The organism is Candidatus Firestonebacteria bacterium RIFOXYD2_FULL_39_29 (assembly GCA_001778375.1).
In the GTDB taxonomy this organism is placed as follows: domain Bacteria; phylum Oederibacteriota; class D2-FULL-39-29; order D2-FULL-39-29; family D2-FULL-39-29; genus D2-FULL-39-29.
The window spans coordinates 30919-46142 of record MFGV01000011.1 but is presented as its reverse complement, the minus strand read 5'-3'; the positions used below and the strand labels follow the sequence as shown (position 1 = coordinate 46142).

Here is a 15224-nt window from a genome sequence, read left to right as displayed (position 1 = left end):
ATTATTAACACGGGTCACAAAAGAATAAAATCCTTGATTTTTCAGTGCAAAAGTTATGGCTTAATTTGCTTGTTGCGGAATCGCTGTGTACACGAAGAATTGATTGACAAACACGTTGGCATCATAGTATTATATGTTTGCTTGTTTCTTGAAAAAATCAAACGGAGGATTGGTGAGTGTTTAAAAATATAGCCGTAGTTTTACTAAGTGTCATTATTGTTTCTCTTTTGCATTGTGGGGAAAAGCAGACAATCGAAACTGATCAGGAAAAGATTAGGGAATATCTGAAAACCGTGAACGAATACAATATGAAAGATATTAAAACATTTTCTGCCACATTAAGTCAGTCAAACAGGGGTGATAGTCCGGTAGATTCAAAATATTATGAAAAAAGAATATATGATGGGAGTATATTAACGAGAATTGAAACCGTCATTTTGAATAAAAAAAGCATAACAATACAAAACCCTAGCGGAATGTATATTATTAATGATGGACAAGTTTATAAGTATGTGTCACCAATTAAGATGAAAAAAGAGATATCATCGAAAGTGTTTAAGGAAATTGATAAACCTAATCCGGTAAATAATGTTAAGCCAGAGAATGATAAGACTATGCTTTCCATGGATGAATCTGAATACGATGGTGTTTCATGCTTTAATGTTACAATCAATAATGGAGCGTCGAAAGAGGACCTGAAAAAACAGGCAGATAATTTACGAAAATATATTCCAAAAGATCGTATGGAAAAAATGAAGCATATTAACATTGAAGATATGCTTCCTATTGCAACTGAATTATGTATTGGAAAAGCAGATAAATTTATATATAAAACAACTACATATAATGGAAAAGGCAAATGTATGTCAAAAAAGTATTATTCTTCAGTTAAAATAAATTGTGAATTAAGTAATGAATTATTTGAAATACCTGGAGATATGAAGATAGTGGAAATTGAAAATATTATTGATATGTATAAAAATATTAAAAAAGGAGATGGAAAATGAGAAAATGTATATTTGGTATAGTATTTGTGTTCAGCTTGCTGTTTGTGTCATCCGTGTCGTTGTTTTCTTATACGCAAGGTGAGTGTGATAGAGCAGCAGAATCTGCAGAAATTGATGCTGCACAAGTGGTTCTTGATGAAGCGGCATGTTTTGTTTGCCTTTCTGAAGTAGGGGGAACTGCATTACCTGTTTACGGTGGGGTTATCTATTTGATTTTAGTTAAAATTATACCTGGATATGCGCAATCATATGTTTTGTGTTCTAATTATACTGCGGATTGGACAACGTCATATTTTTCTCATGCTAGTGCGATGTGGATATGTAATCATGTAAATGGCGAAAGTGGACCTACTCCAGACGAATAAAATAATAATATATTATCAGCACTGCGTACTTAAAAGGATGCAGTGCTGATAAATTGTTGGCTCATAATCATGAAAGTTGTTGTATTTAGCTGAAGAGTTTCTATGATATCTTACAAGGTGTTATTAAAATTTCGATAATTATTGAGAAATTGATAACAACGTCTTTATAACATTCTCGGGGTTTTCAATTACGATATTTATTAATTTTGTTTATTATTCAAGGCAGAATATTTTGCGAGGTAGTTATTTTATATAATCAAAGATTAAAGCTTGATTTTGAAACGCCCAATTTTTGCGGGGCGTTTTTTATTATCGTGGTCTTTGTTTTAATAGGTGTTACGTTTTATTTGTTTAATAAAAAACCGCATAAAATTGGTTCTAAGATGTTATTTTTATCTGTTCTATTGTCTGGAATATTTACAGAATATCTGCTCGTATTGACATACTCAAGAGGCGCATTTATTGCTTTCGTACTTACGGCAATGATGTTTATTTATGCAGTTAAAGATAAAAAAGAAAGACTTGTTATATTGTTCTTTCTTGCCATATTCTTTATTTTCCTAGCAATTGTCCCTTTTGGTATGTCTAGAGCCGGCTCAATATTTAGTGATGATGACTCAATAGGGAATAGGTTGATACTCTGGAAAAGTGCAATTGGAATAACTTATGATAACTGGCTATTGGGTACGGGTTTTAGTAAATTCGGTGATACCTTCATTGCTTGGTACCAGCCTTTGAATATGCTTCAAGAATATACTACTCCTGTAAATAATTGTTTAACAATATCTGCAGGAGGAGGAATATTTCTGTTTTTCTTGTTTATGTTTTTAAGTTGCATATCTACTATTGGGCTTATAATTGAAAACAAAATAAAACGCAATCCTATTGTTTATTCATTTGCTTTTGCTCAAATAGGGTATTTTATCTGTGGATTTTCGAGTACTTTATTTGCTTCTCCCTGCCTGAATATCGTAATTGTCATTCTCACAACATTAAGCCTCGGATATATTGGAAGAATCTGGATAAAAGAAAGAGCAAATTTAGAAAGAGTATTTAAAACATTAAAGTATCCTATGATTGTTTCACTTATGAGTTGTATTATTCTGTTAATGATCGGTTTTTGGCTCAAGGAATATTCGAGTACAAAGTATTTTATATATAAGAACATAGGGGTTAATAAAATTAATGTTTATCGGATTGCTCCTACAAAAAGTAAAGTAAAAGCAGTTATTATTTATTCGTATGACAATAAGAATAATATTATTACAAGAGAGGCCCGAAGTACGATCAGGTTTCTGGCGGAAAAAGGTTATGTTGTTGTGACACCACAATTTACAGATATTGATATTAGGGCTCCTAAAGAATTGGAAGAAACGATTGAGTTTGTAGAAAGAAAAAAAGAGATGAATTGTTTGCCTGTCATTTTAGTTGGACAATCGGAAGGTGGGCAATATTCAATAATAGCTGCAGCTAGCCACGAGGGTACTAGAATAAAGGCTGTTGCTTCTATTGGAGCTCCGGCAAAATGGCCATTCATTGAGCTTTCAACAAAAGAGTATATTAGTAAAATAAAACAACCAATATTGTTGCTTCATGGAGGTAATGATAAAAAATATGAATTAGAAAACTTAAATATTTTAGTTAAAGCAGCAAAAATGGGTATTTCTAAATCAATTATATATAAAGACGCGGATACTTATCTGAGACCTAAAAGAAAAGAAGCGTTAGAAGAGATTGATAAGTTTATAACAAAGGTAATAGAGTGAAAAATAATAGAAATACTATGTTTAAAGGCACTCTGATTGCGTTAAATATTGTTTTATGCAGTATTGCTGTCGGCTTTCTCTTTAACGCTATAAATCCTTTCGGGTTGGAGATAAAAAAATCTACCATTACTCAAAAAATAATTATATATAAGGACGGAAAAATTATTGATGCTGAAAAGAATATCGTCAATCATGATTATACCAATGAATTGGAGTATCTTGATTTGCGGATGGCAAAATTGTATTACGACGAAGAGAGAGCTGTTTTTATCGACGCAAGAACCTCTGATATATATTCTTATGGGCATATAAGAGGGGCGATATCTCTTCCTGTCGGCAGTTTTGAAGAACAATATAAGCGTTCAAAAGTGAAAATAGATAAAGGTTTTGCTTTGATTGTTTATTGCAGCAGCTCATTTTGTCCATTGAGTGAAAGAGTGGCAATTCTTTTGAAACTTAAAGGTCATAAAAATATTAAGGTTTACAGCGGTGGATGGGGTGAGTGGTCGGAAGCAAGGTATCCGACGGAGAAGGGAACAAATGAGAAAAAATAAAATATTTGAAAAATATCTAAATAAAAAGGCTTTGTTTGTTTTAAGGTTGATAATAGGGGGATTGTTTATCCTTTCAAGTTTTAATAAGTTGTACGACCCGGAGCATTTTCAAGCTATTATAATGATGTATAAAATACTTCCTGATGTATTGGTTTCTATTTTTGCTATAGTTCTTCCCTGGGTGGAATTTGTCTGTGGAATATTGATAGTTCTGAATTGTTATGCAAAAAGTAGTGCCTTGATATTGTCTGCGATTTTAATTGCTTTCATAGGAGCTATCTTATTGAATCTTGCAAGAGGACTTATTCATGATTGTGGATGTTTTGATGTCTTTGGATTTAAAGAGGATATAAGCGTGATTGTTATTTTTAGAGATCTTGTGTTATTGGGGTTAACCGTATTGATTTATTTGAAAACTGGGAATAGTGGGTTTAAGTATTCAAAAAAACTGGGTTGACATGGCAAAAGACAAAAAAAAGTTGTAGTTGCTCGATAAATCGAGCGGCCTGATGCCTGCCCGCCAGTTTTTGGAGGGAATCAGGCAACTACGAATATTATTAAAGACGCTGGATCCCGTATCTGAGTATGGGATGACAGAAAAAAAGGGGAGATATTGTGAAAAAGACAGCGGTTCTGTTGTTTATGAGTATATTATCATTATTTTGTGATGATGAATTTACAGTGAAACGGGGGGAATATACTTTTACAACAGAGTTTGAAAATAATACTACAGTTACTGTCTTTTATGCTGTTCCTATGAAATTTAACAGGATTATGTCTAGCGCAAGTAATATCGTGTTTTGCGCTCCTTTTGTCGGAGAGAGAAAGTTTTTCGTCAGGGAGTTTAATAATTACTTTGTGAAGAATATGGGCTGTACTGTCTTTACTTTTGAGTATAAATACAAAAAGGAAGAACCGGAAAATAGGACAAAATGGTATTATTATAAGGAATCCGGCTGGCATGACCTTATGTTTAAAGTTCAGGATAAATTAATAGCAGATTATGGCCTTGATAGGAAAAAACTAATTATAGTCGGTGAATCCGGTGGTGCGAGCATGGCTCAGCAAATGGGAATATACTATCCTGATAAGGTTGATGCGGTCGCTGTAGTTGGCGGTGCTAATTATGATAAACCAACGGTCAAGACTGATGTAGCATGGTTGATGATAAATACCTGGGGGGATGATACAAAAAAAGCAAATGATAAGTTCATGGAAGATTCAACTGCTCTTAATATGCAAGTGTTGAGGCCGGTAACTCCCCCGATATATGCCAATATGGGAGCTCAGGATTTTCATCATGGCGCAAGCAAAATGGCGGAAGAATATCTGTTTGAATTTGTAAAGGGAATAATTGATTTAAGAAAGAATAACAATAAGCTGCCTTCGGCTGAAAAATGGCCTGTGAAGTATTCTTTTGAAGGCAAAATACTTAATTTTCCTTCAGAGGGGTTCAGGAAAAAATGGGAAGAACTTCCTCATGATTTTATAAAGAAAACATTTTACCCTTCAGCAAAAGATGATGTAATGGAATATCCGGTTAAGAAGAATGGAAATATTATATTGTTTTTGCATGATAAGAAGTTTACTTCAACAAATCTAATGGATAATATATATTACCTTCAAGAACTTGGGTATAATGTTGTCACCATAGACATCAGCATGGATGATTATGTAATATGTAAAGAAAGGATAATTAAAGCCCTGGATTATTCGAGAAATAAGGCGAAACAAGAGAATAAGAAGCTTTATGCTGTGGGGTTTGGTGAGTCAGGTCTTACTTTATTGAATGAAACCGCAAAAATAAAAGAAAATGGAGTAAAAAAGCTTTTTGTTTTTAATCCTGTTAGGAACTACTATTCCGAAAAGACCGTTAATTTTCCTGCGGATTGCGAATGCAAGGTCTATTATACTCAAGATTATTGGGATGATAAGCCGGTGACGGGCAAAGCCTGGTGCAACGAGGAGGTCCTTCCATTATATGATGATTTTGGCAGGAAGTGGTTTAAACTTCTTGATGCAATGTTTATAGAAAAGGTAGAAGACGAGAGAATAGAAGTGAAAAAGGAAATGAAAGAAAAGAAAGTAGACGAGAAAAAAGAGGAAATAGTTATCGGCGATAAGGATCGAATCCTTTCAACGAGTCAGGTGGATGAGATTGACCGTAATCTTACAACTATCGAAAGGTTTCTCATGAAAAAAGAAACCGAGATTGCCAAAAAAATGTTTGAAAAGCTGACAGCAAAATACTCTGACGGAAATATTGCATATGTTAATGCCGGTACTTACAAATGGATCATAAAGAAGATGGAGGATATTAAATAAAAGCAATGTGTAATCAATTGTATGATAGCCGCATGACTTTTGTATGCATCCGTCTGGTGGACGGCAAAACAAACTAACAGGTTGCTGAAAAACTCATTTTTCTGTCATTCTCGACTCGCCTGCCCGCCATTCTTTTTGGAGGGATTAGGGATCCAACGTCTTTGTCTCCTTTTTTTAGTATGAATAAATGAAAAAAAGACACTGGATTCCGTATCAAGCACGGAATGGTAATATGTAAAAGACCTCCTTCCGAAGAAGGTACATAAGGCTCTTTAAGAGCAGACCTTTTTTGTGATATTAATATATCACGAAGACGGGCTTAGTATCAGAGATACTATCCCACACAAAAACTTCGAAAGGAGGCCACATGAATTATATAGCAATTGATGCGCATTCGTCAACATGTACAATGTGTGTTCTGGACAACAAGGGCTGCGAAAAGGATAGCTCTCAAATAGAAACAAACGGAAGGCTAATTAAAAACTATCTGAGGAGTTTTACCGGAAAAAAGATAGTAACCTTCGAAGAATCTGAGATAAGCAGTTGGCTCTTTGACATAATAAGGCCGGAAGCAGAAGAAGTATTGGTCTGCAATCCAGTCGCTAACAAAGATTATACAAAGAAAAAAACTGATAAATTGGATGCCAGAAAGCTAGCAAGATTTTTAAGAGGCGGCTTTCTGACTCCTGTATATCATGATGGATCTAAGAGGGAAAAATTTAAGATATTAATCTCAGGTTATATGGCATTGGTTGAAGATGCTGTAAGAATGAAAAATCGGTATAAATCTATATTTAGAAGATCCGGAAAAAAACAAACAGGAAAAAAGCTTTACAACGATGAAAGCTTGATAGAAGACATAGCGGATCCCGGACATAAGTTTGTGGGAAGCAATATATATAAATTGCTGAGAGAAATGGAAACAATGAGAGGTTCTTATGTGAAAGAAATTAAAGAACAATCTAAAGAATTTGAAGAAGTCGATTATATTAAATCAATACCCGGTATTGGTGATATCCAAACCGCAAAGATAGTTGCATACGTAATTGATCCGAAGCGTTTTGCAAACAAGCACAAATATTACAGTTACTGCGGGTTGGTTCGTCACAAGCGAACTAGTGATGGCGTTAGTTATGGCAGCAGTAAAATATGGGGTAACAGTATACTTAAGTGCGTTTACAAAATGGCGGCACAGTCGGCAGTTAATAGCAATAACGCTTTTAAGCAATATTTTGATCATCTCACTAAGAACGGCTATAATGATAAAAATGCTTACAATGATATATCCAGAAAGATAGCAGCGATAAGCCTTGCAGTGTGGAAAAACAAAAAATACTTCAATGAAGAAGAAATATTAAAGTTAATCAGATAGGCTTGTGATTTTTTTGCCAAAAAATGCTTGATTGAGGGCAAGATCCTTTTTGTCATTGACCCTAGAGGTCCAACGGAATGGTTGATCTGCCCTTGGTTTAAATCATAGATTACAATGCTCTTAGAGAGCACCGATAGATGACTGAAGACCAAGAGAAATTAAAGTAATTAAAGCATAAAAAAGGCAAAAAAAGAACTCTGCTGATTAGCTACGGAAGGAGTTTTGGCAAACACATTTATTTTGCCTTAGTGGTATATTTGTGTCTTGACAAACTTTTACATAGATGACAAAATAATACTTTCAGTTTCTTTTTCCAATACTACTTGATAATATTTGGTTTTTATCGTTTTATATCAAAATCATGGGAAAACACCACGATAAAACCATTTGACAAAAGCATATAAAGCTTTTATAATCGTTTAGCTTATGAAATATTTAAAAAAAGATGACTTAACCGGCAGGCAGTATGTTTTTGCCTGTTTTTTTATTACTGCAATTATATTGATTGTTTATGGCAGGTGGATTAATAACTATTTTTCGGGTGATGATTTTTTTGGAATTACCTCTGTTATAAAAATGAGAATGAATTTTCTTTCCTGTGTCGAAAGGTATTCCTGGCTTATGTCGTCCCTGTCCTCTTATATTGATATGCTTATTTTTGGGATTAATCCGGCCGGATATAATATCACAAACATAATTCTGCATGTTTTAAATGTATTAATGCTGGGGCTGGTGGTTCTTCTTGTTTCAAATAATAAAGTATTATCCCTCCTGGTCATGTTCTTTTATGGCTTGAGCGCTCAAGGGATTGAAGCTATTGCCTGGATTTCCGGCAGGGGACATTCAACTCTAATGCTTTTTATACTTCTAACCATTGCCGGTTTTATATATTACAGGAAAACGAAAAAGATTATTATTTATTATATTTCTATATTTTTCGCTTTACTTGCCCATCTTGCTTTATTTAATGCAGTTATAATACCGGTGCTATTAATGCTTTATGTTTTATTGTTTAACAATAAACCGTTTTCAAAGAAGAACTATTTAAGTAATATAAAAATACTGCTTCCTTATTTTATGATAACAGCTGCTTATATTATTATTTATTTATTTGTGAAAAATACGCAATCAATCTCATCTTATTATAAGTTTGATATGTCCATCCCGGTTCAGCTTGGTAAAAATATCTTTGATTATATTGATTTTATGTATTTGAATTACCGTATCTTTGATTATAATTCCAATTCCGTGATAGTTGTAAGTATTATTGTTTTGATTGCGTATTTTTCCTGCCTATTATTAATAAAAGACAAAATGATACGTTTTGGACTCTTTTGGATGCTTATAACATTAATTCCTTATCTTCCTGTGCCTACCGTGAAATATTTTCAATATTCGCGCTACAGGTATATCCCCGTTGCCGGTTTCGCTATAATTATTTCCGCGGTAGTTATGAAATTATATAATATGAAAATAACATCAGGAAAGAAGAATTTGTTTAAATATAGTTATAAAATAATTGCAGTGTCTGTTGTCCTGGTATATGCGTTATCAAATGTGTATTATATTGATCTTGAAGAACAGGGATATAAAACCTTCGGGGATTACCATAAACAACTTGTAAACAAAATTATGCCGCTAATGGAGTCGGTTCCAAAAGATAAAATGGTGGTATATGTGAATAGCTATTATTTTAACGGACCAAAATACATGCAGCAATATCACTTAATAATGCCGAGGCTTCTTTTTGTGAGGAGTACAGGACCTCTTGGTTTGGTATACATAGAAGATTTACTGACTTTCTGCAAATATGATACTGAAAACCCGGGGGTATATGTACAGGAAAGGTCAAAAGAAAAAGTGTTTAAATGCATGGCTGATAATAATTATACGGGAATTCAATTTACGGAAAAAGGTTTCTCTTTCTTTCAGTTGAATAAGAATCGTTTTGAGGATTTGAAAAAAGATTGGGGAAAATCCGGCGGGCTTCCTGAAAATGTTATTGCGGTAAAATGGGAAGGAAAGTAATTCTCTGGCAATACATTTGACTTTTTAACGAGAAAATACTGTATTAAATATGCCTGAAGTGAAAATCCAAGCAAAATGAGAAAGCATAAAATATTTTACTGCATTTTTTACTTGACCTCTCATAAATTTCTGATATAATACAGATAATTACTTAAGGGGCATTTAAGGCAAACTCTAAGCTCTAAATTAGAAATTCTAAACTTAATGTTTAACCAGGTCTGATTTGAGACATTGATGCTAAACTGACACGATCATTCGAATTTTTGTGTCGTAGCACGGGATGACAAGTTCATTGTCACTTTTATAGACTTTATGGATGTTATAGACTTTACGGACGTATTTATTTATTCTCAAGGGGCGTAAGGATGCGAAAAACTATATTGACCGTATTATTTAATCTCTTTCCTATTGCTCTATTTGCTTTAACCGGGTGGACGGATCCTTTACCTATAACTAATGTCAGCGGAAGTATTCAAGATTTTGCTTTTTCTGTTTCTGCCGATAAAGGGGTTGGTCTATTTGCTTATGCCTGTAACGGGGGAAGCGCAAATAACGGGGTTTACTTTAAGAATTCTACGGAAAATATACTTTCCTGGTCGTTAAACTCATTTCTTTCTACGGTGAACAATGATTCTTTGTCCCCTTCAGTTGCCGGTATAAATGGTTTTGTTTATAATGCGTGGTTGGATAATAATTTGGGAATTTACCGGGTCTTCTTGAGAAGAGGTTTGACAGGGGATCCTCTGGAGCTGAGTGGAGGAGGTAATTGTTCTTCCGTTAACATATTTTCAGGCAGTACCGGGTCTGTTCACGCGGTTTGGAGTGAAGATGGTGTGATTTATTACAAAAAAGGTTTTAATAACGGAAGTAACTGGTCTGACGTTAAAACAATAAGTAGCGGGAGTTCGGAAAATCCTTTTGTGTTTGAATCAGGAAACTTGTTGATTGTCCTCTGGCAGGGAGGCGGGTCATCTTATGCTGAATATTCTACCAGCAGCGACGGTGGTATTACCTGGAGCGGAGAAAGTAATTTTTCCTCTTCCGGAATTGCTTCACTTTCCTGTTCCGTGGACTCTAAAGGTGTTGTGTATGCAGTCTGGGAACAGGCTGACAAAGTATATTTCAAGAAGTATAAAATTTCAGGCTGGGAGATGGAAAAGACGGTTTCGACAAATGTTTCAGGTACTGCAAAAAACCCTGCTATCACAATTGATACAGACGGAATCATATATGTAGTTTGGTCTGACAATAGAACCGGAGCGAATAAAATATATCTTTCTATGAGTGAGGATGAGGGTCTTGCTTTTTCTTCCGAAATTATTTTAGGTACGCTTACTCAACCCGGCAAACTGCTTTTTACCTCGTTTAAAAAGAATTTGCATTTATTGTATAAAGAATCAGGTCAGGTAATGTATCGAATTAAAGATACCTCTGCTCCGTCCCCGGTGTCCATCAAAAGTCCCGCCTATCACCCCTCCGGGGGCGGATGCAATAACAATTGCCCTGTCTTCATCTTTGAGAGTTCCGATAATGACGGAGGAACCGGGGTGAAGGGGTTTAGCTGTGCCTTTGATAAAAGCGCGGCTACGGTACCGTCTGAAGTTATAAATTGCCCTTCGAATACCTTGTCCTTTCCAAAGACAGAAAATGGTAGCTGGTATCTTCATGTCAAGGCAATGGATTTGCTTGGTAATTGGAGTGAAACATCTCATTTTAGAATGGTTATTAACAATACCTCGCTTTTACCTGAAAATGAGGTTTGGTCTGCGCCAAATCCGGTCAGATCCGGGCAAAATCCTGTGGTCAGGTATTTTGTCACGGATCCTTCAGAAGTGGAAATGACCGTGTTTAATGAAGCCGGAGATATTGTGGCTTTTGTTAAAAAAAATGCACTTATGGGAATTAACGAGATTAAAGATTTGAATATAAATGACAGGGCAAACGGGGTTTACTTTTACAGGCTCAAGGTTAAGAGCGTGCAAACCGGAGTTTCCGCTCAATTAGTCAAAAAAATATTACTGTTGAGGTAATTATGAGAATTTTATTTTTATTATTTTTATTAAATTCCCTGATGTTTGGAACTTTTTCCTCTTTGACGTATGATTTGAAATATGAAGGGGATAGTTCCGGCAGAATATCAGAAGCCTCCTCCTCAAATTATCTTATTAACGGGGATGCCGGAGCTTTTAACGGCGAGTTTTCTTCCGCACATTATCAAATAAATAACGGTTGGTATTTTACGGTTAATATTGATGATACACCGCCTTCTGCAGTCGAAAGTTTTACTTCTGCGACCCTTTTAAACGGTAGTATAAAGATTGCCTGGGCGAGTGTATTTGATAACGAATCCTTTACAAGAGTATATCGTGTCTATAGATCGATAAAACAGTCTGCGAATGGGAGCTTGATTACGGAGATTGACGGAAATGAGTTTACTGATACAAGCGGTCTTATTTATGGAATTACATACTATTACAGGGTGAAGCCGGTTGATTTAGCGGGAAATGAAAGTGTTATCGGGAATATTGCGGTCTCTGCGCTTTCAAAGAGTTTGAGTACTTCCATTACCTCCCTTGTTGTTGTTTCAAAAATTGGAGGCGGGGTAGAGCTTAGCTGGCAGAGAATGACGGGTATTTCTTATTATAGAATATACAGATCAGAAGTATTCGGGGAAAAAGGGACTCAGGTAAATACTGATGGAAATACAGTTACTGAAAGTTTTTCACAATCTTTAAGCGGCGGTTTAGTTGATGGAAAGAGATACTACTATACCGTTCAAGGGGTTGATAGCTCTCTTAACGAACAGCAGATCGGGAATAATCAGGCATCCTCTGTATGTGATGCCGTTGCTCCGGCTATACCCGTAGTTAATTCCTCTTCTCATCCTGACTCCTTGCCCGGTGTTGATAACTGTCCCCATTTTTCCTGGGTAGAGTCGGAGGATTCCAAGGCGCCGGGAGACGGGGCTACAGGGGTCAAAGGCTATCACTTTATTTTAAGCAGGAACTCTACGGAGACTTTCAGCAGCAGCTGGGTTTTTAAAAATGATCTTACAGTATGTTATGATATGATTGCTGACGGAGATTGGTACTTCTTTGTTCTTGCTGAAGATTACGCGGGAAACAAGAGTGCTGCTGCTTCGAAAAAGATAGTTATAAGTACCTCCGGTACAATCAACGGTATAATGTATGATGCTGATGGAATAACACCGTTGAAAGATACCCGCATGGATCTCGTGTCCGGTGTTTTGGCCGTAAAATCCTGCCGGACAGATAATTCTGGCAATTATACTTTTGATTGCGTACCTTTTGGAGAGTACAAATTAAAAATATATAAAGCCGGTTTTAATCCTTATGAAACTGAAATTTTCACACTTTCGAAAAATACAACCGCGGTAGTTTTTAATAAAATCATCAATACTGCTCAAAATATCGGCGCAGACGGTCTTGCGTCATATCCAAATCCGTGTAGGACGGGAACTGTTACTTTTGTTTACAAGGTGGATACACCGGGAAAAGTGTTTATAAATGTTTACGATTCAGCAGGGGAAAGAGTGGCAGCTATCGAAGAAAACCAGACACTGGCCGGTTTTCGCGAGACAAAATGGGATGCTTCCCTGGTCTCCTCAGGTGTGTACTTTTATCTGATAAAAATTGAAAATAACGGGAATATTATTAGGTTCCCGATAAAAAAACTTTCCTTGATCAGGTAGGGCTGGATGCTAAAAAAAATTATATTATCTGTTTTTGCTATGGGTTATTTTTCTTTTGCGGAAGCTTCGGATTCGTTTTCATTTTTATCTGCAGGCGCAGGCGCCAGAGCTTTGGCTATGGGCGGGGCTTTTACCGCACTTTCCGATGATACTTCGGCATTGTATTGGAATCCTGCCGGTCTTGCCCAACTGAATGTTTATAAGACACATTTTACGGGGATGTTCAGCAATATGGACTATGGACGCTTGAACGGTTTTGCCGGTATTTATGAAAAAATGGATAATTGCGCGGGCTCAGCCGGGTTAAGCCTGCATTATTTCAGAGTAAGCGGCATAGAGGGAAGGGATGATTCCGGTGCTGTGACGGGAGATATTGATTTTAATGCAGGAGTGCTCTCTGTCAGTTATGCAAACATTATATTTGAAGGAATGAAAGCAGGTATAAGTTTAAAATACTATTATGCTTCTTCGCTGGATTCAATAGGAAAGGGCTTTGGAGGGGATCTTGGAATAATATACAAACCATTTGGCCCGTATTTCTCGACAGGTATGGCGGTCAAAGATATTAATACAGGTGTTACCTGGTCCGGCGGCAGGACAGACTATGTTGAAACATTATTTGTTTTTGGCGCGGCGCAAAGTATTATTCTTGAAAAGTTTTCTGTCTCAGCGGATATAGAAAGTAATACTGCTTTGATTTTAAAATATAGGATTGGCAGCGAGTTCATTTTAAATAAATTCTTAGCTTTTCGTATCGGATTAAATCATGGAGATTTGACCTCAGGTTTTGGTGTAAATTATAAGAACTATAAAATAGATTATTCGTTTTTAATGGATAATGACGGATTTGCGGACGTGCACAGGTTCTCTTTTTCTGCCGGTTTCTAGCCGAAACAGCCGGCTGATGGCTCTGATGGAAATGAGATGACACAGATAAAACAATTGCCTGTATATTCATGTGGTATAATTCTAAAAGATAGGATATAATTTATTCAGATTTAATTTCCACGGAGGAAATATGAACGGGATGGAAACACCGGCAATATCAGGCGGGATGATGGCGATGATGGGGGCGTTTTTTGTGGTTTTTCTTTTTGCTTTTGCGGCAGTTTATATATTTTGCGCGGTTTGCCTTCAGACAATTGCGAAGAAGACGAATACTGCAGATAGTTGGCTTGCCTGGATTCCGATTGCAAATTTATTTTTAGCGGCGAATATAGCCAAAAAACCGGCTTGGTGGGCAATACTGTGCCTTGTCCCTATTGTTAATATAGTTGCGGGTATATTTTTAGCAATAGGAGTAGCCGAAGCCAGAGGCAAGGAAAGCTGGCTTGGTATTTTGATGATAATTCCCGGTGTCAATTTAGTAGTACTTGGATATCTTGCATTTAGCAAGTAAAACAAGAAAAGGAATTAAAGAAAGCAGACATCCTTCATCTTTTAGAAATACCCCATATATTTATTTATCTGTGTCATCTATTTCCATATTTGTGATATCAGCCGGTTGTTTTGGCTTGTTATTTCGGGCGTTTGCTGTTAAAATCATTAAAGCTAAAAAACACATAAGTTTTGTGAGTTATTTAACATCATTCATGGGGAAAAATGCTAAAATTAAGATGTAAGAGGCCTGAATTTAAAAGGATTCTCAGGTTCATGTATTTAAGGATTGTCAGGGCGAATGATTCGCCTCCTAGAGTTGCAGCCGGAGTTGCAGTAGGTGTGTTTCTGGGGATTTTTCCGACTTTTGGGCTTGGCTTGGTACTTGCGTATGTTTTGGCGGTGGTATTTAGGATTAATAAAGCTGCCGCTGTGGCGGGAAGCTTAATAATGAATCCGTTGACAACGCCATTTTTTTGGACGCTTTCTTCGATATTGGGCGGGAGTTTGATAGGAACAGAAAGAGCCCTTATACTTGGAGAACTAAAAACGGGAAATATCTTTAAAGCAATTGGACCTGCTTTTTTCGCTTATATGCTTGGAAATATCATAATATCGGCCGTGTTTGCCGTTGTTTCATATTTTATAACGCTTGAAATAATAAGAAGGCATAAAAAAGTTTAAAAAAACCGGAATTTATGTTATTATACAAGAAATA

13 protein-coding genes are annotated in these 15224 nt (G+C 36.0%); all 13 read left to right on the top strand.

What is annotated here, in order from left to right; translation table 11 throughout:
- Positions 1-176: 176 nt before the first annotated feature.
- The 13 genes from A2536_11505 (at position 177) to A2536_11445 (ending at position 15190) form a co-directional block, all read left to right on the top strand.
- Positions 177-1007: a hypothetical protein gene (locus tag A2536_11505; GenBank protein ID OGF48008.1), complete on the top strand. Its 831-nt coding sequence runs from the start codon at positions 177-179 to the stop codon at positions 1005-1007.
- Positions 1004-1372 (top strand): hypothetical protein, encoded by a 369-nt coding sequence (locus A2536_11500; GenBank protein OGF48007.1) that lies wholly within the window; start codon positions 1004-1006, stop codon positions 1370-1372. Before A2536_11505 ends, A2536_11500 begins: the two co-directional genes overlap by 4 nt.
- Positions 1373-1578: 206 nt before the next feature.
- Complete coding sequence (locus A2536_11495) at positions 1579-3138, top strand: hypothetical protein (protein ID OGF48006.1); 1560 nt, start codon at positions 1579-1581, stop codon at positions 3136-3138.
- Positions 3135-3692, top strand: coding sequence for a hypothetical protein (locus tag A2536_11490; protein OGF48005.1), 558 nt, complete (start codon positions 3135-3137; stop codon positions 3690-3692). The genes A2536_11495 and A2536_11490 overlap by 4 nt, the downstream gene beginning before the upstream one ends.
- Positions 3679-4149, top strand: a complete 471-nt coding sequence (locus tag A2536_11485; GenBank protein ID OGF48004.1) for a hypothetical protein — start codon at positions 3679-3681, stop codon at positions 4147-4149. Before A2536_11490 ends, A2536_11485 begins: the two co-directional genes overlap by 14 nt.
- Positions 4150-4307: 158 nt before the next feature.
- Complete coding sequence (locus A2536_11480; GenBank protein ID OGF48003.1) at positions 4308-6017, top strand: hypothetical protein; 1710 nt, start codon at positions 4308-4310, stop codon at positions 6015-6017.
- Between the two features lie 367 nt (positions 6018-6384).
- The gene (locus A2536_11475) at positions 6385-7389 is read left to right on the top strand and encodes a hypothetical protein (GenBank protein ID OGF48002.1); all 1005 of its coding nucleotides are present in this window, start codon (positions 6385-6387) and stop codon (positions 7387-7389) included.
- Positions 7390-7815: 426 nt separating this feature from the next.
- Positions 7816-9417 carry a hypothetical protein gene (locus A2536_11470; GenBank protein OGF48001.1) on the top strand — a complete coding sequence of 534 codons (1602 nt, stop codon included), beginning with the start codon at positions 7816-7818 and terminating at the stop codon, positions 9415-9417.
- A 365-nt stretch (positions 9418-9782) separates the two neighbouring features.
- Positions 9783-11447: a hypothetical protein gene (locus A2536_11465; GenBank protein OGF48000.1), complete on the top strand. Its 1665-nt coding sequence runs from the start codon at positions 9783-9785 to the stop codon at positions 11445-11447.
- 2 nt (positions 11448-11449) lie between these two features.
- Positions 11450-13129, top strand: coding sequence for a hypothetical protein (locus A2536_11460; GenBank protein ID OGF47999.1), 1680 nt, complete (start codon positions 11450-11452; stop codon positions 13127-13129).
- Between the two features lie 6 nt (positions 13130-13135).
- Complete coding sequence (locus A2536_11455; GenBank protein OGF47998.1) at positions 13136-14017, top strand: hypothetical protein; 882 nt, start codon at positions 13136-13138, stop codon at positions 14015-14017.
- Positions 14018-14147: 130 nt separating this feature from the next.
- Entirely contained in the window at positions 14148-14528 is a 381-nt protein-coding gene (locus A2536_11450) for a hypothetical protein (GenBank protein OGF47997.1), read from the top strand.
- A 203-nt stretch (positions 14529-14731) separates the two neighbouring features.
- Positions 14732-15190, top strand: coding sequence for a hypothetical protein (locus tag A2536_11445; GenBank protein OGF47996.1), 459 nt, complete (start codon positions 14732-14734; stop codon positions 15188-15190).
- Positions 15191-15224 lie beyond the last annotated feature (34 nt).